The sequence below is a fragment of the Streptomyces sp. NPDC055239 genome (assembly GCF_053606205.1).
Genome location: NZ_JBSGRD010000011.1, coordinates 63,285 through 85,364, shown reverse-complemented (window position 1 = coordinate 85,364; position 22,080 = coordinate 63,285). Strand labels below are relative to the sequence as shown.

The following is a 22,080-nucleotide window of genomic DNA, read 5'->3' as shown; positions in this document are numbered from 1 at the left end:
GCTACTTCTTCGCAAGCCAGGCATTGATCAGGTACTGATCGAGACCGACGGGCGTGATGTCGTGCAGCCGGGGCGAGTGGGCCCAGATGTCGACGTCGTTGGACACCGGAATCTCGTACGCCTGCTCGACGAGGATGCGGGACGCCTGGTCGACCAGCTTCTGGCGCTTGTCCTTGTCGGTCGTCTGGTTCTGCTCCTGGAGGAGCTTGTCGACTTCCTTGCCGGCCTCGTCGCCGTCCGCGATGAAGCTCCGGTCGGAGCCGTCCGTCCTGCCGTAGTTGGCACGCAGTACGTCAGGGTCGGGTGAGGAGGCGTACCAGTAGGCGACGTCGTACTCACCGCTGAGCAGCTTCTCGTTCGCCTCGGCGTCCAGCGGCGGGTCGAGGACGAGCTCGACGCCGAGCTTCTTCCACTGGTCCTGGAGGACCTGCATGCCCGCGTCGTCCCGCGGGGCGCGCAGCGAAAGGCGCTTGCCGTCGGCGTCGCGGCGGATGTCGTCGGAGCCGACCTTGGTCCAGCCGGCCTGCTCGAGCAGCGACTTGGCCTTCTTCGCGTCGTACTTCAGCAGCTTGCTCTGGTCGGAGTAGTAAGGGTTGTCCTTGCTCAGCGGACCGGTCGCCGGCTGGTCCACGCCACCCGAGGCGATCTTGACGAACTGCTCCCGGTCCACGCCTATTTGCAGCGCCTGGCGGACTCGCACGTCCTTGAGGAACTTGGAGGAGGTGTTCAGCGGCAGTTCGAGCCCGGTCGCGGGGTTGAGCGTCTTGGAGATGGTCAGCCCGGAACTCCGCAGCTGCGAGACGTACTTGGCGTTCACCCAGTAGATGAACTGGAGCTCGTCGTCACCGATGACCGCGCCGTTGCGGACCGAGTCCTCGGGGATGATCTTGTAGACGACCTTGTCGAGATAGGCCGGTCCGCTGTGCTCGAAGTACTTCGGCGCCCAGTCGTAGTCCTTGCGCTTCTTCAGCACGATCTGCTGGTTCGGTACGTACTTCTCCAGGTAGAAGGGGCCTGATCCGTCAAGCCGCTTCTGCCGCTTCTCGACCGGGAGTTCGGCCGTCTTCTGCGAGACGATGCCGACGTACGCACGGGACAGGGACGTCAGGAAGGCGGCGTTCGGCTCCGCGAACTCGACGGTGACCTTGTGCTCCGAGGGCGTCTCTATCTTGCTGATGCCCTGCACGATGGTCTTGGCGCTGGAGTGGATGCCGGGCCGGTTCAGACTCTCCAGGTTGGCCTTGACGACCTTCGCGGTGAGTTTGGTGCCGTCGTGGAAGGTGACGTCGTCACGCAGCTCGAACGAGTACTTCCGCGCGTCGCCGCTCACCGTCCAGCTCGTGGCGAGCCACGGCTCGACCTTCTTTGTCTCGGGGTTGTAGAACACCAGGGAGTCGGCCAGGGAACGGGCGACCGTGCGCCAGACCTGGTTGACGACGGCGGCGTCGACACCGCCGGGATCGGCACTCAGTCCGATGTTGAGCGTGCCTCCGTAACGGTCCTTCTTGGGCACGTTGGCGGCTGCCCCGCTCTGCCCACCGCTGCCGCCGCCCGAGCAGGCGGCGGTCGCGAGAAGCGCCAACGCGGCGCCCGCTGTGGCGAGCCGACGCCACGGACGTGAACTGAACACGAGTTGTTGTTTCCTCTCGATCGGCTCAGGGGCGAGTGGTAGCGACCGCACTGTCGACAATGACCGGTCAGCGCCACGTAGTTGCACTTGCCTCAGGCGAAGGGGGTGGCGGTGATACATAAAAGTTCCGGTATCAAGGCCGAATGAAGTTACGTAGGAAGAACAGCTGGATACGGTTACCTCGTAACCGATATGTTTACACGGGTGTTCGGTAAGTATCGTGACGGCAGTGTTGCAGTCTCCTGAACGGGGAAACCGGCGTGGTGTTTGACAAGAAGTACAGCGACGAGGTCCGGCAGCTCGCGGTCGAGCGCGTACGGCAGAGGCGTCTCGTGGAGCCCGAGAACCGCTCGATCGTCCGGGAGGTCGCCGAGGAGTTCGAGGTCGGCCCGCAGTCCCTGCGCAAGTGGCTCATCCGCTACGACGACGGCAGTTACGACTACGACTCTGCTCCTGCCTCGGCCCCTGCCTCCGCCGACGGTCACGGCGACGGAGACGGGGACGGCTGGGAACCCCGCGCTTCCTCGGTACTCCGCGCTTCGTCGGTCGGCCGCCAGGAGCGCAGGCCGGGCCAACGGGAACTCCTCACCAGGATCGCGGAGCTGGAACAGCAGATCGCCGTACTGCGGGAGGACAATCGTTCCCTGACCCGCGTGGTCGCGCTGCTGGCCGACCAACTGCGGGTGGCCACCACGAACGGTGTCCAGATTCCGGACTCCGTGGTCCGCCAGGTGCCGCGTGCCTAGACTTCCTGTGGTGAGCGACAGAGTGACCGTGGTCAGCAACCTGCACGGGCGGACCACCGACGTCCGCGGCCGTTACGACATCGCCGGGCCCGGATTCGAGATCGTGTCGGACGGGTCGGTGCGCAGCGGCGGCCCTGGCGAGGAGGCAAGCTCGCTCGACCTGCTCGTCGCCTCCCTCGTCTCCTGTGCGCTCAACGCGTTCCGGCACGACTTCGTCGAAGGCGGACAGCCGGAGCGCCAGGTCGAGATCTTCGCCCGCATCGAGCGCAGGATCGAGGGTGACTATCTGGGCACGCTCATCATGGAATGCTTCATCGACGGCGTCGACCACGTCACGGCTGACGAACTCGTCGCCGAGTACAAGAAGCGGTGTCGTATCTACAACGCCCTCAAGGAGAGCCTTCCGGTGGTGTTCGTCCCGCACACAGCGGGGCCCTCGGGGTCCCCGGGATGACGGCAGCCGAGTCCGCCCATCTCGTGGACGCCCGGACGGCGTACGTCGAGAGGGTGCGTTCGGTGTTCATCGAGGTCGCGCCCTGGCGGGTGATGGCACCGGGACCGGATCCGATCCAGGGAAGCATCCCCGGTGCGATCCGGACATCGGTCAAGTCCGACTTCGCCGGCCGCCCGACGGCCGACAGCGGCCACCTTCCTCTGCCGGAGCCCGGCACCGTGCACGCCACCCTGCTGGCACACGGGGTCGGACCTGCCGACGACCTCGTTCTCTACACCCGCCGCGTCGAGGAGCTGTCGTCCGCCGCACGCGCGTGGTTCGTCCTCACCTGGGCCGGCTTCCGTTCGGTGCGCGTCCTGGACGGCGGTCTGCCGGCCTGGACGCGTGCGGGCGGTCCGACGGCCCGAGCCCGGGAGCGAGCTCCGGTGCCCGGCCGCTTCGAGAGCACGCCCTCCCAGGCGCACGAGGGCGGCGGTCGACAAGTACTCGGCATCGCGGACGTCCTGGAGGTCGCGGACTACGGCACGCTGCTCGACTCGCGCCCCACGGGTGCGTACAACGGAGCCCTTGACGATCCCAGAACCGGCCATGTTCCGCACGCGGTCCACGCTCACTCGGCCGACCTTGTGGCTCCCGACGGGTTGCTCGTACCACCCACCGAAATGCGGAAATGGTTCTTGTCCCGCAGGGCGATCGGTAGCCATGAGGTCGGTGCCTACTGCGGTGGTGGTGTGTCCAGCGCTCTGCTGGTGCTCGCCGGAGCCCTGCTCGGACAGCAGGTGGGCCTGTTCGTGGATTCCTGGTCGGCCTGGGCACGCGATGTGTCCCTGCCTGTCGAGCGAGGCGCGGCGTTGACCCGTTCCGCCGTCGTCGACACCGACTGCGCGTGAAGCACTGCGTCTGCCGACAGCAACCGCAGGTGATTCCGGTGAGATCACCACAGGACCGGGAGCCTTTCAGGCACCCGCTTGATGTTGCCTGTGCACCAGGACATCTGGTCGACCGGATGCGAAGCGAACATGCCCACGGTGAGTGACAAGAATGCCGTCAATGCAATGCCCCTATGGGATGACGTTGAGTAACTGTTCGGCTGTGCTCGGGCGCCGGCATGAGCCGTCTGCGGCCGCGTCCGCGCCCGTGAGGTGGGCTGATGCACTTTCCGACAGCAGGCGGTCCGTTCTTCCGCCACCTGCGCATATGGCACGCCGTGCTGGCCTCCCTCGTAGTGGTGGCGGTGGTGGCGGTGGTGGCGTACCTCGCCCTTGTCCCGTCCGACGACGTGCGCTCGGTGCCCAACAGCCCCTGTCGACCCGCTGATTCGGCGCGCGAGGACACGCCCGCGACCCCCGACCTCGACGGGGACGGCCACACCGACCTCGCGGTCTTCAGGTACTCGGTCGAGGATCAGGAACTGGTCGTCCTCGAGGGACCGTTCAAGCGCTCCGGCGCCCCCGCCCGGACCGTGGAGATCCCCAGCCCGGACCACGAGGCCGCGGAACCCGTGCTGGTCGCCGGGGACGCGAACGACGACCGCGCAGACGATCTCGCGCTCTACGGCTCCCCGTGGGATCCGCCCCTGCTGTTCACCGGCGGCGCCCGTACCGTCGGCGGTCTGAACAAGGAGCCCGAGCGGCTGCCGGAGGGCGAGAACATCGTCTTCGGCGACTTCGACGGCGACGGGCGGCAGGACATCGCCATGGGGCGGAGCTTCATCGACGGCTACGACGACGTCGACACACCCCACCGGCGCGGCCAGGTCAGCGTCCGTTACGGGAAGGAGCCGGGGGAGTGGGTCACCATGGAGGGCGGCGACTTCAAGGAAGGCTTCGGCACCAGGCTCGCCGTCGGAGACTTCAACGGCGACGGCCGCGCGGAACTGACCCTTTTCGGCGGGGCAGATGGTGGATCACCGATGGTACGGCCCGCGACGAGGCATCCTTCCCGGACCTCCCCAGCAAGTACCAAGGTTCGTAGGCCCCGTGGATGGCTTCAGGCATGCAGGGTGGGCCGGTAGATGAGTTCTTGGATGTTGCCGTCGAGTGTCCGGCTGTCGAGCAGTTCGAGGTCGAAGTCGGCCGCACCTTGCAAGACCGGGTGATCACCAGTCTGGCCGGTGATCACAGGGAAGAGCGTCACCTGGACGCGGTCGACCAGGCGAGAGGTCCGTCACGGCTCTCCTCGGGAAGAACTGGCCTGTCGTCCCGGGGTGCCGGGGCGGGGCGTCCCAGGGCCGGTCACGGTGTCTGGTGCAGTGGCAGATGCAGGTGGAGTTCGTAGCCGCCGTCTGAGGTCGGGGCGGCGGTGACGGTGCCGCCGAGGAGTTCGGCTCTCTGACGCAGTCCGGCCAGACCGTGGTGGGCACCTGGCAGCTGCAGCGCGGGCCGGGTGGGCACGCTGTTGGTGACGGCGGCGTGCACGTTGCCGTCCTCCTGCCGGATACGGATGACGGCCGTGGCGCCGGGCGCGTGCTTGCGGACGTTGGTGAGAGCTTCCTGCACAGCGCGGTAGACGGCGCGTTGGAGCGGTGGGGGCAGAGTGTCGGGCAGGTCGGTGTGCAGCCGCGTCTCGATGCCGCTGGTGTCGACGAGGCGGTGCAGGTCGGCCAGGGAGGGCTGCGGGGTCAGTTCGGTGGGGCGGCTGCCCGCTGCCCTGAGGACGCTGACCATGTGCCGCAGCTCCTCCAGGGTCTGCACGCTCAACTGTCTGATGGTGGTGGCAGCCTCGCGCGCTGCGGCGTCATGGGTGGCGACCTGGAGCGCTCCGGCACGTACCGCGATCAAGCTGACCTGATGGGAGACCACGTCGTGCATCTCCCGGGCGAGCTGGGCGCGTTCCTTGGCAAGGACGCCCTGCGCAAGGAGCTCACGCTCGTGCTCGCGGGCCAGGGAGATCTCGGCGAGCCGCAGAGACAGCTCACGGCGGGCCTGGACCAGCTGTCCGAGGAAGACCGGCGCGGTGGCGGTGGCCAGGCTGTAGGTGACAGTGACCAGATCGGAGGAATCGGAGAAGTCGGTGAACTTTGGTGAGGGCCAATTCCAGTTGGTGAGGTCGCAGGCGGCCAGAGCCAGCGCACCGGCGGCCAGGAGCATCCGGTGGCGGTTGAGCGAGGCCAGGGAGTACAGCGCGGCCAGCGGCGCCAAGATCGCATCGCTGACCAGGGCGGCGGGCAGCGTGAGCAGGAAGGCCGGCAGCGGTACACGGCGGCGCAAGCACAGAGCCGCGGTGGCGAGCAGGGCGGCGGCTCTGCGCAGCGGTTCGTCGGACTGCTCGTGCACCCAGACGTCCAGCAGAGAGACGCCGATGAGCAGGGCGTCCAGTACCGGCGCGGGTATCCGACGGTCTTTCACTTCTCCTCCCGTGGGTCCGGTGCCTTGAGCAGGCCGGCGCGTTCGGCCAGCAGGGCGGCCTGGACACGGCTGACGACCTGCAGTTTGGACAGCACGGCGCTCACATGGTCCTTGACCGTGCTGGTGCTCAGGTGAATCCGCGCGCCGATGGCGGCGTTGGACAGTCCTTCGGCGATCAGGATCAGTACGGCGCGTTCCCGGTCGCTCAGCACCTGAACGCGGTGCATCGCGGCGTACTGGGGGGTGTTGTCGAGGTAGCCGTGCACGACGGTGCGGGTGACGGAGGAGGACAGTACGACGCCGCCCTCGGCCAAGTTGCGTACCAGTACGGGCAGTTGCACCGGATCGGTGTCCTTGAGCAGGAAACCGGCCGCCCCCGAGCGCAGGGCAGCGGCCACGTATTCGTCCATGTCGAACGTGGTGAGCATGGCCACCACCGGGCTCTCGGCAAGCTGCCGCAGTTGGGCAAGGACCGTAAGCCCGTCCACGTCCGGCATCCGGATGTCAAGGAGCACCACATCCGGGCGCAACTCTCTGGCCGCCTGCACCGCTTGTCCGCCGGCGACCGCGGCCACCACCTCGATGTCGTCGGCTGCGGACAGGATGTGTTCGAAGCCCGTTCGGACCAGCGCTTCGTCGTCGACCACCAGTACGCGAATCACGGCCGTCCCCCTCATCGACGTGGGACCGCTTGAGGATTCGTACCACGCACAGCAGCGCCCGGGAGTTCGTGCGGCGCTTTATCCGCTGGGCGACGGAGGGTATCCAGCCGGTCGGCGGGAGGATGGTGGCCACTTGCCGGATAGGCCCGGACGCGGTGCGTCGGCAGCCTGAAAGTCATGACACACCACGCGCCATCGGTCCCCGCACCCGCCGAATCGCAGCTCTTGCCGCGACCGGCCCGCCCGCCCGGCGCCGCCCGTCCGCCCTCGGTCGGCCGCCTCATCGGCATCGACCTCGCCCGTGGCCTTGCGGTCTTCGGCATGTACGCCGCCCACGTCGGCCCCGAACCGACGATCGGCGGACCGCTGGGCTTCGTCGCCGAACTGGCCCGCGGCCGCTCCTCCGCGCTGTTCGCGCTGCTCGCCGGGTTCTCCCTCGTCCTCATCACCGGCCGCCCGCAGCCGTACACTGGCCGGGCCGGGCGGCAGGCTGCGGGCCGCATCGTCATCCGCGCACTGATCCTGATCGCCGGGGGCTACGCGCTGACCGCCCTGGGCACCGACGTCGACGTCATCCTCTCCTTCTACGGGCTGCTCTTCCTGCTCCTGCTGCCGCTCCACCGGTTGGGGGCCCGCACCCTGGCACTGCTGGCCGCCGCCACCGCGTTGGTCATGCCGGTGATCCTCTTGGTGGTCCGGCAGGCCCTCTACGCCGGTGACTGGGGCGACACGTTCATCGCCGCGGATCCCCTCGCACGCCTGACCGGCACCGACGGCCTGCTGGAGCTGTTGTTCACCGGCGAGTACCCGGTGCTCACCTGGATGCCGTTCATGCTCACCGGGATGGCGCTCGCCCGCCTCGACCTCACCCGGGCCCGCATCCGCACCAGCCTGGCATGGACCGGCGGCGCCCTGGCAGCGCTCGGCTACGGCGGCTCCTGGCTGGCCCTGCACTTCGTCCCGCACGCCCGCGCCATCGTCGCGGCTGCCACCGACGGCGGCGGCGCGGCCTCCGCCTGGTGGTCGGACACCGTCGGCTACGTCAACGACGACACCCCCGCCGCCTGGCTGCTGGTGGGCGCGCCCCACAGCCAGACCACGTTCTCCATCCTCGGCAACACCGGTGTCGCCCTGCTCGTGGTGGCAGCCTGCGTCACCGCCGCCGCCCGGATGCCGCGCCTGACACGGCTGGCCCGACCGGTCGCCGCCGTCGGCATGGTCGCCCTGACCGCGTACGTCGCCCACATCCTCGCCATCCGCATGGTCGGCATGGAGGAAGAGACAGGACCGGCCCTGATCGCGCTGGCCGTGTTCATCGGGGTCGCCATGCTCCTGGCCACCCTCTGGACCCGGTACCTGCGCCGCGGCCCGCTGGAGTACTTGCTGCACAGCGCCACCCGCATCACCCGCCACATCAAGTGACACCCTGTGGGCGCCCGAAACGAGGGAGGCCAGTCGTGCCCGGTCCGGTCACCTGAGTGATGATGCTCGACTACGTCACGCCCAGCCTGGACACGACGATCCTCGCCATCGCCGAAGCGGTCGCGTTGTTCGCCCGGAATCCGGACCAGTGGGATCTGTTGCGCGAGGACCGCTCGTTGATCCCGCACGCGATCAATGAGTCGTTGCGCCTGGAGACCCCGCGCCTTCGGGCGGGGAGAGCACGTGTGCGTCGGAATGCACCTCGCCAGGCTGGAAATGAGCACGTTGCTGGAAAGGCTCGCCGACCGGGTCGCCCGATTCGAGATCCTCGAACATCGGCCGATGATCAACAACGGGTTGCGCGGTCTCGACCGCCTGGACGTGGCGGTCGAACCTGCGACTTGACGCTCGGTCACCGTACCCCTGAGGACGTCGGCGGGAGGGGTGCGAGGCCGGGAACGACTTTGCGGTCGGGCTGTCGTCGCTCAAGCGCTGCGAGCGGCGGCAGCCGCGCTTCCGGAACACCACATTGTTCATCTACATGACTGTAGATTCAAGCCAACTTCCGACGCTCCACCGGCTGAAAATAGTCGCTGGGGAGCGGCGCGCAGGACTGTTGACACCTCGTGCCCTCTGGGGATAAGTCGGGTTTTCCACTGTCGGCCGGACGGTGTCGACGTCCGTCGGCGCGCCGTCGAAGTCCGGACATCGAGCCTGGTGACGGAGCCGCGTCGGATGGCTGTCGCTGTGGCGCGTAGGCACTCACCCGCGAAAACCCCCGGATTCCCGGCCGTGGCAAGGGCGTATCCGCGCGGGATTTGAGGGGTGATCACGGTGATAGCATCCCGGCATTCGTGATCTTGATCCACTCGTCCCGCGCGCCTCTTTGCGATGCGCCCCCTGTGTGTGCATCGCCTGTCGGGCGATGCTCTGGGCCGTGTGGCCGGCCCTGACGAAGTGCATCTGTCGCTCACTGCTGGCCATGCGCCGAGAAAGGTTTCCATGACACAAGACGCACTGGTGTGGTGCCTGGTTGTGATTGCGGCGATATCCGTCGCCGCCGTCGTGGCACTCACCGCCCGCAGCAGAGCCCTCGCGGCGAAGAAGCAGCAGACAGAGGCCGAACTGCGCCAGCAGTTGAGCACTCTGAACGGCCAGCTTCACGTCTCCCGCGTCGAGTTGCAGAGAATCTGGGACGAGCGCGACGGCGCCATCCTGGAGGCGAAGGAAGCCGCGGAGGAGAACACCAAGGCGGTCCTCAAGGGCGCCGCCAGCTTCCTGCAGAGCCTTGCGGCCGAGCAGACCACGCTCCTTGACGGTGTTCAGCGGCGCTACGGAGGCCACGCCGTCCTCAGCGACCTCCTGGACGTGAACCACGCCAACGCCCAGATGGCCCGCAAGGCCCAGGGCATCGCCGTGATGTGCGGCGCGCCCCTCGGCCGGCGCAACAGGGCGGCCAGCGTCTACGACGTGGTGCGCAGCGCCCAGGGCCAGATCCGTAACTTCAACCGGGTCGCCATCATGCAGCAGACCGGTCTCGCGCTGAAGGCGTCCGCGGTCGCTCCTGTCGCTCTCGCCGTGGCCGAACTCCTTGACAACGCTGCCAGCTTCTCCCAGCAGGACGCGCCGATCGAGGTGACCTTCCAGCGCATCCAGAACAACCTGTGCATCGTCATCGACGACGCCGGCGTCAGCATGGGCGACGAGGACCGGCAGCGGGCGACCGCCCTGCTTTCCGGCACCGACGTCCCACGCCTGTCGCAGCTCGGCAACCAGCCCAAGTTCGGTTTCCCCGTCATCGGCCTGATTGCCCGTCAGTACGGCTTCAAGGTGGATGTCACCGGAGTCTCGCGGTACGGCGGTGTCCGCGCCGTAGTCCTGCTGCCCGAGGAGCTGTGGACCATGGAGGATACGCAGCAGCCGCAGGCTGCGGAGGCGCCTGTCAGCCCCATCCGCAGGACCGAGCCGCCCGAGCAGGTCCAGCAGATCCAGCAGGTCGAGCAGGTTCAGCGTGTCCAGCAGGCGGAGCCGCTCGAGCAGCCTGAGACGCCTGTCGCGCCCCCCAGGCGCACGGTGCACGGTCTGCCGAAGCGGGGAGCACGCCAGTCGCCGGTCGCGAGCGTGCCCGACGCCGCTGCCCCCCGGCCCGCGTTCCCGGGCGCCGGTGGAGTACCGCGCGCCTCGGGCCGCGGCCTGGGCGCCTTCCAGAAGGGAACGATGTCGGGCCGCAACCTCGACACAGAGCCGGCCGAAGGGTCTGAAGACGAATGACCGCAGACCTGTCCTGGATGCTCCAGGACATCGTGCAGAACGTGCCCCGGGCGCGGCACGCAGTCCTGCTGTCCGCCGACGGCCTTCCCCGCGGCTCCACGGAGGGTCTCGGCCCCAAGGACGTGGGAACCATCTCCGCGGCCATGGCCGGCATGCAGTCCCTCAGCCGGGCCACCGCCCACTTCGCCGGTACGGCGAAGGACGGGCAGTGGAGTCAGACGGTCATCGAGTTCTCGCACGGCTGGATCTTCCTGATCGGGGCCGGTCAGGGCGCCTACCTCGCTGCGGCCGCCGAGCCCGACGTGGACATGCAGCAGATCTCCTTCCGCATGCACCGGCTGGTGGCCAGGCTGGGCAACAACCTCACCTCGGCGCCCAGAATCCAGGCGGACGATGCTCCGGCGGGAGGCTCCGCCGATGCGGCCCGGCACGGGGCCACCGGAGGATCGGGTTTCGTGCTGCCCGCCCTGGACCGGGCGATCGCAGACGTACGGGGCGCCCGGCACGCCGTGCTCCTGGGCGGCGACGGACTGCCGCGCGGGGCGACAGCGGGGATGACCCGGGACCTGGCCGACACCATCTCCGCCGCCATGACCGGCATCCACGCCTACAGCAGGGTGACGGCACAGTTCGCGGGTGCCGTCGAGGACGTCGCGTGGCAGCAGACGGTCATCGAGTTCTCGCACGGCTGGATCTTCCTGATCGCCGCCGGTGGAGGGGACTTCCTCGCCGCGGCCGCCGAACACGACTGCGACATCGAGGAGTTCACGACCCGGCTCCACGAAGTGGTGCCCGAACTGACCGCGCAGCCCGCGCACGGAGGGGGAGCCGGCGATGTCTGAGGACCCGGACGAAGGACTGGAACTGACCGCCCCGTTAGTGCCACTCTTCGTCATCACGAACGGGCGAGCCCTGCCGCCGGACCACCAGTACGAACACACCGCCCTGGTGACGGCCGTCCGCGACGCCGAGACAGCCGTGCGCGCGCTGTCCCCGGAAGCACGTACGGTCATCGATCTGGTGGCCAACGGATTCCTGTCCGTGGCCGAAGTGGCCGGGCACACCCACCTGCCGCTTGGCATCGTGCGCATCCTCCTCGCGCAGTTGGAGGAGGGCGGCCTGATCCTGGTCAGAAAACCCATACCGCGCGCCGAACGGGTCGACAGGGAACTGGTCAGCGCCGTGCTCAATGGCCTGAAGAACCGATTCGGAGCGTGACTCTTGTACCTGGATCCAGATGTCTCCCATGCGGTGAAGATCCTCATTGTGGGGCACTTCGGGGTCGGGAAGACCACCTGCATCGGCGCCCTCTCCGAGATCGAGCCGCTGCGGACCGAGGAGGAGATCACCGAGGCCAGCGTCGGCTTCGACGACCTCTCCGGCACGCCGAACAAGACGACCACGACCGTGGCCATGGACTTCGGCCGCCTCAGCCTCAGTGACACCCTCGTCCTCTACCTGTTCGGCACCCCCGGGCAGGAGCGCTTCAAGGAGATGTGGGAAGAACTGTCGCGCGGCGCCCTCGGCGCGCTGGTCCTCGTCGATCCCGAGCGCCTGGACGAGTCGTTCCCCGTCCTCGACCTCGTGGAACGGTTCGGCCTGACGTACGCGATCGGCGTCAATCACTTCGACGGCACCGTCGACTACCCGCTCGACGAAGTGCACGAGGCGCTGAACCTGTCGCCGGAGACCCCGGTCATCAGGTGCGACGTACGCGACGATCAGTCCGCGGCGCAGGCACTCATCACCCTCGTGCAGCACCTCATGTCCCTGCTCGCCTAGGGCCTGCCCGGCGGACCATGCCGCAGGCGCGGGGTCTGGTGCGCACATCTGCGGCGTGGTCCGCCATCCCATCGCTCCGCGATGCCTCAGTCGTCCGCCTCGCAGCAGCACGCACCAGACCCCGCTGCCAGCAACGACAAGTGACCGTCACTCACACGCGGCCTGATCCGCCGGACAGGCCCTAGGAGCCCCGGAATGCAACAGCCCTCAGAGACCTCGTACATACCGCCGGGCTGCCCCGCGCACGAGAACCTGCACCTTTATGGTCCCTCGTTCGGCGCCGACCCCGACGGTCACTACGCGCACCTGCGCGCGGCCGGCCCCAGCGCCGCCGTGGACATCGCCCCTGACGTCCAGGTCGAGCTGGTCACCAGCTACGACGCGGCCCTGCACATCCTGCACAACCCCGCGTCCTTCCTGCGCGACTCCCGGCGCTGGAACGCACTGAACGAGGGCCGCGTCCCGGCCGACAGCCCGGCCCTGCCGATGATGGGCTACCGCCCCAACGCCCTCTTCAGCGACGGCGCGTCCCACGCCCGGCTGCGCCAGGTCGTGACCGACAGCCTCGCCACGGTCGACGAACGCCAGCTCATCCGCCTCACGCAGCAGTCCGCCGACTACCTGATCAGCCAGTTCAGCACCGACCCCGGCGGCCAGACGGATCTGATGTCCGCCTACGCCGGGCCGCTGCCACTGCTGATCTTCAGCCACCTGTTCGGCTGCCCGCCCGAGGTCGGCGACCGGGTGATCGCCGGGATCAGCGGCATCTTCGAGGGCACACCCGGCGCCGACGAGGTGCTCGGCGGAGCGCTCTCCGAGCTGATCGCACTCAAGCACCGCCACCCGGGCGCGGATCTGACGACTCGCCTGATGCAGCACCCGGCCGGGCTGACCGACGAGGAGGTGCTGCACCAGCTCGTGACGCTGCTGTCCGGCGGAACGGCACCCCTGGCGGCCACCATCGGCACCAGCAGCGCGCTGTACCTGGACGAGCAGTGGCAGACCGGCCTGCCGGTCGAGGGCGCCGTCTCCCAGACCCTGTGGAACTACGCCCCGATCGCCAACTACGCGGCCCACTATCCGACGCACGACGTCGAGCTGGGCGGCAGGACGATCCGGGCCAACGACCCGATACTGATCTCTTTCGCCGCGGCCAACACCGACCCCAAGCTGAGCGTCCACCGTGAACAGCTCAGCGCGAAGGCGCACCTGGGCTTCGGAGCCGGGCCGCACGGCTGCCCCGCCAAGGATCCGGCGTTCATGATCGCGGTCACTGCTGTCGAGTCCTTGCTCAAGCGGCTGCCGGACATCGAGCTGAGCCGGCCGTTCGCGGCCCTCGCCTGGGTGCCGTCGCCGTGGAGCCGCTCACTGGTGACGCTCCCCGTCCGTTTCACTTCGCGAAGGATTCCCTTTGCCGCAGGCGATTTCAGCCAGCAGCAGACGGCGTCCGGCGTCCAGCCCCCGGTCGCTCCCGCGGACGCGCTGCTCGCGCGCGGCGGCCAAGCAGATTCCGCTTCCGCCGCTTCGAGGCAGCGCAAAGGGGGTCTGTTCAGCCGATTCGTGGCATGGACGAGAGGCGAGTGATCTAAGTAACTTATTGAGGACAGTGAGTTATTGGATGCTTGAACGATCATGTGGGTATCCATGGCGGCTGATGCTCAGAAAGGAGCCGTCGCCATGGGAATTGTCTCCTCCCGGCTGTACGACCGTCGGGCCGCAGTATCCCAGTTCTCTCGACTGCGAACCGCAAAGGGCCAGTCCGACCCCTTTCCCATCTACGCCGAACTCGCAGCAGGGGGCGGGGTCAGTCCCGCCCCTTGGGGTGGCTTCCTCGTCACCGGCTTCGACGTCTGCGATCAGATACTGAGGAGCCGTGACTGGCTCGAGCCCGATGCGCGCTGGCGAGAACGGCAGGGTCCGGGCACGCGTTGGAACGCTCCCTCCTCGCGGGAGATGAGCAACACGCTGCCCGGGCTCAACGCACCGGACCACACGCGGGTCCGTCGGGCCGCAGGCGGCTTCGACCGCACCACCATCCAGGACATCGGCCGGACGCTCGAACAGGCGGTCGAACGACTGGTGGACTCGCTGGTCGAGCAACTGCAGTACGGCGAGGCCGATTTCGCTGCCCTGGTCGCCGAAGAACTGCCCATCGCGGCCATCGGGCACTGGCTCGGCCTGCCGGCCGCGGACTGGCCGCGCCTGCGCACGCTGACCCACGAGCAGGTCTTCACCCAGGAATTACTGCCCTCCGCCTCGCAGTTGGCCAGGTCGGACGCGGCCACCGCCGAACTGCGCGCCTACTTGGTCGACCTGGTCCGCAGCCGGCGCTCCCGGCAGGGCGACGACCCCGTGTCCCGATGGATACAGGCGTGGGACGCCATCGAGCCGGACCGCGCCGAGGCCGACGAACAAGTGTACCTGCTCACTCTGTTCATCATATTGGCGGCCCTGGAGACCACCTCGACCCTGCTGTCGACGATGGCGCTGCGGCTCGTCGAACACCCGGACCGGTGGAACCTGATTGCTTCCTCCCCCGATCTCGTACCCGGATTCGTCGAGGAGACACTCCGTTTCGACCCGCCCACTCATGTGATCAGCCGGGTCGCCGCCCAGGACACGGTCCTGGAAGGGTTCGAGATCCGCCGGGACGAGATGGTTCACCTCATGGTGGCGGCGGCGCACCGTGATCCGGCCAAGCACAGCGACCCCGACCGCTTCGACCCGCTGCGCAAGCCGGCCCATCTCGCCTTCAGCGGAGGCATCCACTACTGCCTCGGCGCCCCGCTGGCCCGGCTCGAGGCCCAGACCCTTCTCCGCCATCTGACACAGCGCCTTCCCCGTCTCACCCTGGTCCGCCCCCCGACCTGGGCACCCCGAGTGGCGTTCCGGCGCCCGCTGAACTTGGACGTTGCGTTCGTATGACAGAACAGAATCGTTTCTTCTCCGTGCCGTCCCGCAAGTCGATACGCGTCGAGCAGGACGGCCCGGTGCTCCATGTCCGCCTCAACCCCGCAGGGCAGGACGATACGTTGAGCGTCGCCGTCCTCGACGACCTCATCGCGGTACTCGACGATCTCCACGAACGGCCCGACATCCGCATTCTGGTGCTGTCCTCGATGGGCGAGGACTTCAGCCTGGGGGCCGACCGCACCGAGTTCCAGGCGGCGATGGAGGCGGATCCGACCGGCTCCGCCCTGCGCCGCATCGTGGACAAGGCCCACCGCCTGTGCCAGGCGATCGAGAACACCCACGCGATCACCATCGCCCAGCTCCAGGGCAGGGTCATCGGAGCCGGCCTCGCGCTGTCCTCGTACTGCGACCTGCGCGCGGGCGCGGACACGTGCCGGTTCCGGATGCCGGAGGTCGGCGTCGGCCTGCCCCCGGCCTGGGGCGGTGCCATGGGCCGCCTGATCTCCGAAGCCGGAGCCGCCAGGATCCGTGAACTCATGCTCACCTGCGACACGTTCGACGCCGCCACCGCGCACCGCATCTCGCTCCTGCACAAGGTGACCCCGCCCGACGCACTGGAACAGGCCGTCACCGCGTGGACCAGACCCCTCTCCAGACGCTCGCCCGAAGCCCTGATCACGACCAAACGCATGCTGGCCGGCTACTCCCGGGCCGACCGCACCGCCGACATCACACTCCTCGACTCCCACCTCCTCGCCGCACAGGCGACCCGCGCCCGCTGACCCGGGTGACCCACGGTCCAGACCCCGCGCAGTACCCCGGTCCGTACGGGGGTGCTGCGCGGGGGCGGTTGTCGTGGCGGGTCCTGGTTCACGCGACGGCGACGGCGGCTGGTGGTTCGACACCTGCTTGGGGTCAAGGACGGTAGATGCACTCCGCCAGCGTTGAATGCTTCTTCCAGCCCAGGGTCTCGTACAGCGCGCGTCCGGCGTCGGTCGCGCCGAGAACGCCTGTGGCCGCACCCAGGTCGACTGCTCGGTCGGCGAGCGCGCGCATCACGAAGTCGCCGAGGCCGCGCCGCCGATGAGCCTCCTCGGTGACCACCTGGTCCACGACCACATCCTCCCCGAGGACCGCCATCTGTCCCGTGGCCGCGGGTTCGCCCGCCGCGTCAAGGACGCGGACGCGCACGACGCCGCTGTCCGCCTCGAAGATGGCGGTGTATCCCTCGGGTGCGACCGGGTTGGTGACCATCAGGTCGGTTCTCATCAGGTGGCCGGTCTCTTCCCGGGCCACCACCCACCCCTGCGGAAGCCAAGGCTCGACTTCATCGGGCTCGGCGGGCATCTTCATCCAGGTCCGCGGCATCGTCACCGAGGCAGCCGCGCTCCGGACCGACAACTCATCGCTCTCCGGCAGGACATGACGCCCGACTTCGCGTGGATTGCCGGCCACCTCGACGTACAGCCCCCAGGGGTGCTCGACCGGCGGGGGCGTGTGCCGGGAAACCGCCCAGCCCATCACCCATGTCCTGACTGTGTTCGCAAGCATCGCGCCCTCCCGAAGCAGTGCCGCATACGTCGCCATGTAATGGCCGAAGTGGATGCGCAAACCTTACGATGTCTCGCCGTGTAAGTCACCTAGCCCGCAGGCGACACTTACGCGCTCGCGCTTGCACAGCTATACGCGTCCCTTGGGAGCCGAGTCCGAGGTCTCTGCGTGAGGACACGGAGAGACCTCCGATGAGCCATCTATGCTGACCCACAGAAAAACAGGGGGAAGGGGCAGTTGATGGACTGGTTCTGGTGGGTTCTGATCATCTTCTGGACGGGTGGATTCGCGTGGGCGGCCGACAACGTCCGCACTGCGCTGCGCAATCGGCATGAGCGCAAGTTGCAGTTGCTGGAGGTGGCGAAGCAGGAACGTCTGGCCGTCGAAGCGGCGCACAAGCCGCCGGAGGCGGTGTGCGGATGCACGCACCATCTCGCCAAGCACGACAAGCAGGGCCGGTGCCATGAAGCCGTCGAGGTGCCAACGTCCTGGGACGAGAACAAGAAGCCGCTGCGCTACGAGGCCGGCCAGTGCAACTGCCAGCAATACGTGGGACCGCAGCCTCTGTCGCAGGTGTTCGCGGAGGACCTGACGGACCGCGCCTGAGAAGTCGCACCCCGGTCCTCGCGTGGCGTGGCGTGGCGTGGGTTGGGGGCAGGCGTCGCGGCGGAGGACCCGCTGGCCGCAGGGTCCTCTGCTCGCATTGATCCGGCCTGGCCGGGAGCGAAGGCACCAGCCGCGTGAGCAAGCTTGTCACCCGCCGGCCGCGGCCTCCGCGACCTCGCCGATCAAAGTCCAGCGAAGGCCGGAGAAGCCGGAACCGCCTCGGCGCGCCCCCAGCTGTCCATGTCGTATCCCTCGAGCGGCCGAATTCTACGCACCTTCCCGGACTCACCCTCCGTAACTGTACCTTTCGTAAGGTACAGTTACGGAGGTTGCAGTGGTGCTGATGGAGAGGTGTACGGCGATGGTTCTGAGCGTGGGGCGGCGCTGGCTGTTGCTGGCCGTGGTGAGTGCGGGGCTGCTGCTGATCACGCTGGACAACTCGATCCTGTACGCGGCGTTGCCGACACTGGTGGAGGAGCTCGGGGCGAGCAGCTCCGAGGGCTTGTGGATCATCAATGCCTATCCGGTGGTGATGGCCGGACTGCTGCTGGGCAGCGGAACGCTGGGCGACCGGGTGGGGCACCGGCGGATGTTCCTGATCGGCCTGGTGGTTTTCGGGATGGCCTCGCTGACTGCCGCGTTCTCGCCCACTCCGGAGACCTTGATCGCGGCGCGGGTGTTCCTGGCCGTCGGTGCGGCGGTGATGATGCCCGCGACGCTCGCCCTGATCCGCATCACGTTCGAGGACGAGCGCGAGCGCAACGTAGCCATCGCCGTCTGGGGCACTCTGGCGATCGTGGGCAGCGCACTGGGCCCCATCATCAGCGGGCTCCTGCTGCAAAGCTTCTGGTGGGGGTCGGTCTTCCTGATCAACGTCCCCGTCGTCATCGTGGCGCTCGTCGCCACGCTGGTCATCGCACCGCCCAACGACGCGGACCCCACCAAGCGTTGGGACCTGCCGTCCTCGCTCTTCGCGCTCGTCGCCCTGGTCGGCCTCGTGATCGCGATAAAGGAGACAGCGAAGACGGACCCCGCGCCGCTCGTCATCGTCGCTGCCGCCCTCGCGGCCGCTATCGGCGGGTGGGCCTTCGCGCGGCGGCAGCGCCGCCTGCCCTACCCGCTGCTCGACTTTGCGATCTTCCGCAACCGGGCCTTCCTCGCCGGAGTTCTGGCCGCCGGGTTCTCCATGTTCGCCATCGCCGGTGTCCAGTTGGTCACCACACAGCGCTTCCAGCTCGTGGAAGGCTTCACCCCGCTGCGTGCCGGACTCCTGGTCGCCGCCGTTGCCCTGGGGGCGCTGCCGACGGCCATGGTCGGCGGTGCCAGCCTGCACAGGATCGGCCTGCTGCCCCTCGTCGCGGGCGGTCTCGCCCTCAGCACCGTCGGCTCCGTGCTGGTCCTGCTGAACTTCGACACGAACATGGGGCTGCTCATCGTCGGGTTGCTCATCACCGGCGCCGGTCTGGGAGCGGCCATGTCCGTCGCCTCCAGCGCGATCATGGGCAACGTTCCGGCCCGAAGGGCCGGCATGGCGTCCTCGGTGGAGGAAGTGTCCTATGAGTTCGGCAGCCTCATCGCGGTCGCCGTACTCGGTAGTCTCCTGACCGCCGTCTACACCGCGACGATCGATCTGCCCGCCGGAGTCCCGGACTCCGCGCGCGACAGCCTCGACGCCGCGCTCGCCCTTGCCGGGAACGACCACCCGTCGCTGGTCGCCGCGGCTTCGGACGCGTTCGACAGCGCCTACTTCTGCGTGATGATCGTGGTCATCGCCGTCATGTCTTTCGGCGCGATCGTGACCGGCCTTCTCCTGCGCCGCCACGGCCCCGGATCAGCCCTGTCCGCCCCCGCACACCACCAAGTCCCGGCCGGGAGAATCCATGCGGACCAGTAAACGAACCCAGATCCTCGAAGCGGCCACCCGCGTCGTGGAGCGCGAAGGTGTCAAGAGCGTCACCTTCGACTCCGTCGCCGCCGAGGCAGGCCTGACCAAAGGCGGACTCCTGTACCACTTCGCCTCCCGCGAAGACCTCGTCCAGGCCATCCACCAGCACCTCGCCGACCAGTGGGAAGCGGACATGGCCGCGGCGGCGGGCAAGCCCGCCGCCGACGCCACTCCCACCGAACGGCTCACCGCCTACACTCGCGTCGCCACCCAGAGCGCCACACGGGCCGAGCTTCTCTTCATGCTCGAAGGATCAACCACCGCCGAGCACGCGGCCTCCTGGGACGCCGTGATGGAACGGTGGGCCCCGCCCTTGCCCACAGGCGCCGACGGCCCCGTCGTACTCGACCAGTTCATCGCCCGCCTCGCGGCCGACGGCCTATGGCTGTACGAATCCCTCACCACGGAACGACTGAGCCCCGAGCTGCGGCGCGCCGTCGCCGAACGCATCACCGACACCCTCACTCGCGGCGACAGCTGAACCCGCACCGGCCCGCGACCGCCTACTGGTAGCAGGGGTTTCCGTCCGGCATGCTGCTCGGACGGGTCGCCACGGCCGCCTGTCCGGATGCGGAGACTCCCCAAAAGAGGCCGCTCTACAGGCCTGTTGAACGTCGGCGGATGGCTGCGAGGAGGCGCCGCATGCCGACCGCGTGCCCGCCCGTCCCAATGACGAGCAGGCGGTAGACGCCGCCCGCCGGGCCGGGGAAGACGGCTCGGCTTTCGGCGCGCAGCCGTGATCGACCCGGACCGACGTGTTCGAGGCGAAAGATCAGGGCGTAGGACGAGAAACGATGGCGTCCCGTGAGGACCAACTCCCGTCCCGGGACCGCGGCGGCCACCCGAAAACCTGGCAACGTGGAGCCTTCGGCAAGCGGCCGTGGCCCGGCCGCTGTGCGGTCGACGGCTCCCACCAGTCTCGCGTAGCGGCCCTTGCCGGAAGGTGAGAAGGACTGGTCCAGTGTCTCGCTCAGACCGCGCCAGACGTCGTCGACTCCCGCCGCAATGACCGTCGTGTGCTCATCGATGTACGGCAACGAAGCGATCTGCATCAAAGTCTCCCTCTGAGCGTGTCCTTGGCGATGAGGTGGGATCCGGAGTAGCAGAGGCGGTACACGTCCGCCTGGTCGAGAGGGTTGCTGTTGGAGCGGTAGAAGGTGCAGGTGGTTCCGGGCGGCCGAGGGGCTTCACGCGCGTGGTCGGAGGGGTAGGGGTAAGGCCGCTGTGGCAGGGCGTGTGCGAACTCGTGCCGCTGCTGGCCGATGCGCAGTCGCTCGTAGTCGGACGGCGAGAGCACGCAGGTGGACAGTTGGTAGGCCAGCATGGCGGCGGCAGGCAGGAAGACGAGTGCCGCACCGGCGGGCGCGGCGAAGGCCGCCGCGAAACGCAGGCGCGCCCGGCGCCGGACGTGGGACAACTGTCGTGCCGACTCGGGTGCAACGGCGGAGCTGGTGGTTCGGGGGTCTTGGCCAGGCTCCGCCCGCGCAGCCCCAGGTTCCGCCCGCGTGACTTCGGACCGGGCGGGAGCGGGAGTGGGCCCGGGTTGGGGCATGTCGTGCGGGAGAATGGCGCTGACCTCGAAGCCGCCCTCGTAGGGTGTCGCCCGCAGCGTGCCACCGAGGACCGTCACGCGCTCGCGCAGTCCTGTCAGGCCGTGGTGCCCCGGCACGAGGCCGGGCAAGGGGCCTCCGGGTGGCGGCGAGTTGACGATCCGGATACGGGTGGTGCGGTCGCCGCCGTGAGTGATGTGGACCTGCACGGCACTGCCCGGAGCGTGCTTGGTGGCGTTGGTGAGCGCTTCCTGCACCACGCGGTACGCGGCTCGTTCGACCAGTGGTGGCAGCGCCGCTGCCTTCCCCTCGTGCTTCCCCTCGCGCTTCCACTCGACGGAAACGCCGGAGGCCAGCGTCCGGTTCAGCAGGTCCTCGATGCTTTCGGGCGAGGACCTGTTCTCCTCGGACACCGGCGCATCGCGCAGAACAGTGATCGTCTCCCGCAACTGGTCAACGGCGTCGACTATCGTCGCGCGCAGGTCCGCGACGTCGTCACGGTCCCGAGCGGTGAGTGTGGGGGAGAGCTCAAGCGCACCGGCGCGCAGCGCGATCAGGCTGAGGACATGGCCCAGCGAGTCGTGCATGTCGGCGGCGATGTGCGTACGTTCCTTGAGGCGTACCTGCTCCGCGGCGATGTACTGCCGCTCCTCCAGGCTGCGGGCCAGTTGCCAGCCGCCCCGCACCAGTTGTCGGCGCGCTCGCCAGTAGTGGCCGACGAGCCAGGGGAGCAGCAGCGCTGACGGCAGCACCGTCACCGCGTAGAACCACCAGACGGCACCGACTCCCAGGGCAGCGCACAGCCCGAGATCGATCGCCAGACAGGCCGCGAGCACCAGCAACGGCGCACGGGCCGCCCCGGTCCGCGCGCCCAGCTGACAGCTGAGTACCGCCAGGGCCAGTACGTAGACATTCGCGGGGCTCGACGTACTGGCCAGTCCCAGCGCACACGGGATGTTGGCCAGGAGGACCGCCGTTCCCGGGCGGCACCGGGCGAGGGGGACCGCAACGCCCAGCACCAGCACGGGAAGCAGCAGTCCCAGTACGAGCGAGGGCGCCGAGCTGTCCCGGAACCAGAGGACACCCGCGGCGGAGAGGGCGGCCCACAGGGTGAGGTCCGCCAGCAGTGACCTCCTTGGAACGAGAGCCTGCCGCATAGCAAGGAGGGCCTGCCGCATACCTCTGTCTCCTCCTGCCTTCG

Annotated in this window: 22 protein-coding genes and 2 pseudogenes; 17 read left to right on the top strand and 7 right to left on the bottom strand. The window is 68.5% G+C overall.

The features are described from left to right. Nucleotide 1 precedes the first annotated feature (1 nt). Complete coding sequence (locus tag ACWFRJ_RS30435; RefSeq protein ID WP_453537906.1) at nt 2-1,630, bottom strand: ABC transporter substrate-binding protein; 1,629 nt, start codon at nt 1,628-1,630, stop codon at nt 2-4. 260 nt (nt 1,631-1,890) lie between these two features. On the opposite strand from ACWFRJ_RS30435, the gene ACWFRJ_RS30430 reads away from it, so the two are divergent. From ACWFRJ_RS30430 to ACWFRJ_RS30415, 4 genes are all read left to right on the top strand, one after another. Continuing rightward, a complete protein-coding gene (locus ACWFRJ_RS30430) occupies nt 1,891-2,376 on the top strand; it encodes a hypothetical protein (protein ID WP_453537903.1) in 486 nt (161 codons plus the stop codon). A gap of 10 nt (nt 2,377-2,386) precedes the next feature. After that, nucleotides 2,387-2,830 (top strand): OsmC family protein, encoded by a 444-nt coding sequence (locus ACWFRJ_RS30425; RefSeq protein ID WP_453537901.1) that lies wholly within the window; start codon nt 2,387-2,389, stop codon nt 2,828-2,830. Further along, entirely contained in the window at nt 2,827-3,720 is an 894-nt protein-coding gene (locus ACWFRJ_RS30420) for a sulfurtransferase (protein WP_453537898.1), read from the top strand. The genes ACWFRJ_RS30425 and ACWFRJ_RS30420 overlap by 4 nt, the downstream gene beginning before the upstream one ends. Before the next feature lie 260 nt (nt 3,721-3,980). After that, nucleotides 3,981-4,844, top strand: a complete 864-nt coding sequence (locus ACWFRJ_RS30415) for an FG-GAP repeat domain-containing protein (protein WP_453537895.1) — start codon at nt 3,981-3,983, stop codon at nt 4,842-4,844. Here the strand turns inward: ACWFRJ_RS30415 and ACWFRJ_RS30410 are convergent. From ACWFRJ_RS30410 to ACWFRJ_RS30400, 3 genes and pseudogenes are all read right to left on the bottom strand, one after another. Next, nucleotides 4,820-4,984 (bottom strand): annotated as a pseudogene (locus ACWFRJ_RS30410) (dihydrofolate reductase family protein); the annotation flags it as partial. The gene ACWFRJ_RS30415 and the pseudogene ACWFRJ_RS30410 overlap by 25 nt on opposite strands. Nucleotides 4,985-5,064: 80 nt before the next feature. Beyond that, the gene (locus tag ACWFRJ_RS30405; protein ID WP_453537893.1) at nt 5,065-6,177 is read right to left on the bottom strand and encodes a sensor histidine kinase; all 1,113 of its coding nucleotides are present in this window, start codon (nt 6,175-6,177) and stop codon (nt 5,065-5,067) included. After that, nucleotides 6,174-6,839: a response regulator gene (locus tag ACWFRJ_RS30400; RefSeq protein ID WP_453537890.1), complete on the bottom strand. Its 666-nt coding sequence runs from the start codon at nt 6,837-6,839 to the stop codon at nt 6,174-6,176. The genes ACWFRJ_RS30405 and ACWFRJ_RS30400 overlap by 4 nt, the downstream gene beginning before the upstream one ends. Before the next feature lie 177 nt (nt 6,840-7,016). On the opposite strand from ACWFRJ_RS30400, the gene ACWFRJ_RS30395 reads away from it, so the two are divergent. The 10 genes and pseudogenes from ACWFRJ_RS30395 to ACWFRJ_RS30350 all read left to right on the top strand — a co-directional run bounded on the left by ACWFRJ_RS30395 (nt 7,017) and on the right by ACWFRJ_RS30350 (nt 16,009). After that, a complete protein-coding gene (locus ACWFRJ_RS30395; RefSeq protein ID WP_453537887.1) occupies nt 7,017-8,261 on the top strand; it encodes a DUF418 domain-containing protein in 1,245 nt (414 codons plus the stop codon). Between the two features lie 195 nt (nt 8,262-8,456). Continuing rightward, nucleotides 8,457-8,525, top strand: a pseudogene (locus tag ACWFRJ_RS30390) (hypothetical protein); the annotation flags it as partial. A 12-nt stretch (nt 8,526-8,537) separates the two neighbouring features. Further along, the gene (locus ACWFRJ_RS30385) at nt 8,538-8,666 is read left to right on the top strand and encodes a hypothetical protein (protein WP_453538630.1); all 129 of its coding nucleotides are present in this window, start codon (nt 8,538-8,540) and stop codon (nt 8,664-8,666) included. Nucleotides 8,667-9,263: 597 nt separating this feature from the next. Further along, on the top strand, nt 9,264-10,532 hold the full coding sequence (locus ACWFRJ_RS30380) for an ATP-binding protein (protein ID WP_453537884.1): 1,269 nt from the start codon (nt 9,264-9,266) through the stop codon (nt 10,530-10,532). Further along, nucleotides 10,529-11,374 (top strand): roadblock/LC7 domain-containing protein, encoded by an 846-nt coding sequence (locus tag ACWFRJ_RS30375; protein ID WP_453537881.1) that lies wholly within the window; start codon nt 10,529-10,531, stop codon nt 11,372-11,374. Before ACWFRJ_RS30380 ends, ACWFRJ_RS30375 begins: the two co-directional genes overlap by 4 nt. After that, nucleotides 11,367-11,750: a DUF742 domain-containing protein gene (locus ACWFRJ_RS30370; RefSeq protein ID WP_453537878.1), complete on the top strand. Its 384-nt coding sequence runs from the start codon at nt 11,367-11,369 to the stop codon at nt 11,748-11,750. Before ACWFRJ_RS30375 ends, ACWFRJ_RS30370 begins: the two co-directional genes overlap by 8 nt. Before the next feature lie 3 nt (nt 11,751-11,753). Continuing rightward, nucleotides 11,754-12,314: a GTP-binding protein gene (locus ACWFRJ_RS30365; RefSeq protein WP_389917050.1), complete on the top strand. Its 561-nt coding sequence runs from the start codon at nt 11,754-11,756 to the stop codon at nt 12,312-12,314. A 195-nt stretch (nt 12,315-12,509) separates the two neighbouring features. Then, nucleotides 12,510-13,898: a cytochrome P450 gene (locus ACWFRJ_RS30360; RefSeq protein ID WP_453537874.1), complete on the top strand. Its 1,389-nt coding sequence runs from the start codon at nt 12,510-12,512 to the stop codon at nt 13,896-13,898. A gap of 93 nt (nt 13,899-13,991) precedes the next feature. Next, the gene (locus ACWFRJ_RS30355; RefSeq protein ID WP_453537871.1) at nt 13,992-15,239 is read left to right on the top strand and encodes a cytochrome P450; all 1,248 of its coding nucleotides are present in this window, start codon (nt 13,992-13,994) and stop codon (nt 15,237-15,239) included. Next, nucleotides 15,236-16,009 carry an enoyl-CoA hydratase/isomerase family protein gene (locus ACWFRJ_RS30350; RefSeq protein ID WP_453537868.1) on the top strand — a complete coding sequence of 258 codons (774 nt, stop codon included), beginning with the start codon at nt 15,236-15,238 and terminating at the stop codon, nt 16,007-16,009. Before ACWFRJ_RS30355 ends, ACWFRJ_RS30350 begins: the two co-directional genes overlap by 4 nt. Nucleotides 16,010-16,142: 133 nt before the next feature. On the opposite strand, the gene ACWFRJ_RS30345 is transcribed toward ACWFRJ_RS30350, so the two are convergent. Continuing rightward, a complete protein-coding gene (locus ACWFRJ_RS30345) occupies nt 16,143-16,778 on the bottom strand; it encodes a GNAT family N-acetyltransferase (protein WP_453537865.1) in 636 nt (211 codons plus the stop codon). 240 nt (nt 16,779-17,018) lie between these two features. Here ACWFRJ_RS30345 and ACWFRJ_RS30340 point away from each other — a divergent pair, with 240 nt between their 5' ends. The 3 genes from ACWFRJ_RS30340 to ACWFRJ_RS30330 all read left to right on the top strand — a co-directional run bounded on the left by ACWFRJ_RS30340 (nt 17,019) and on the right by ACWFRJ_RS30330 (nt 19,810). Further along, on the top strand, nt 17,019-17,384 hold the full coding sequence (locus ACWFRJ_RS30340; RefSeq protein WP_453537862.1) for a hypothetical protein: 366 nt from the start codon (nt 17,019-17,021) through the stop codon (nt 17,382-17,384). A 361-nt stretch (nt 17,385-17,745) separates the two neighbouring features. Continuing rightward, entirely contained in the window at nt 17,746-19,278 is a 1,533-nt protein-coding gene (locus tag ACWFRJ_RS30335) for an MFS transporter (protein WP_453537859.1), read from the top strand. After that, on the top strand, nt 19,265-19,810 hold the full coding sequence (locus tag ACWFRJ_RS30330) for a TetR/AcrR family transcriptional regulator (RefSeq protein WP_453537857.1): 546 nt from the start codon (nt 19,265-19,267) through the stop codon (nt 19,808-19,810). The genes ACWFRJ_RS30335 and ACWFRJ_RS30330 overlap by 14 nt, the downstream gene beginning before the upstream one ends. A gap of 115 nt (nt 19,811-19,925) precedes the next feature. On the opposite strand, the gene ACWFRJ_RS30325 is transcribed toward ACWFRJ_RS30330, so the two are convergent. Beyond that, nucleotides 19,926-20,381 carry a hypothetical protein gene (locus ACWFRJ_RS30325; RefSeq protein WP_453537854.1) on the bottom strand — a complete coding sequence of 152 codons (456 nt, stop codon included), beginning with the start codon at nt 20,379-20,381 and terminating at the stop codon, nt 19,926-19,928. Then, the gene (locus tag ACWFRJ_RS30320) at nt 20,381-22,057 is read right to left on the bottom strand and encodes a sensor histidine kinase (protein WP_453537851.1); all 1,677 of its coding nucleotides are present in this window, start codon (nt 22,055-22,057) and stop codon (nt 20,381-20,383) included. The genes ACWFRJ_RS30325 and ACWFRJ_RS30320 overlap by 1 nt, the downstream gene beginning before the upstream one ends. Nucleotides 22,058-22,080: the final 23 nt, after the last annotated feature.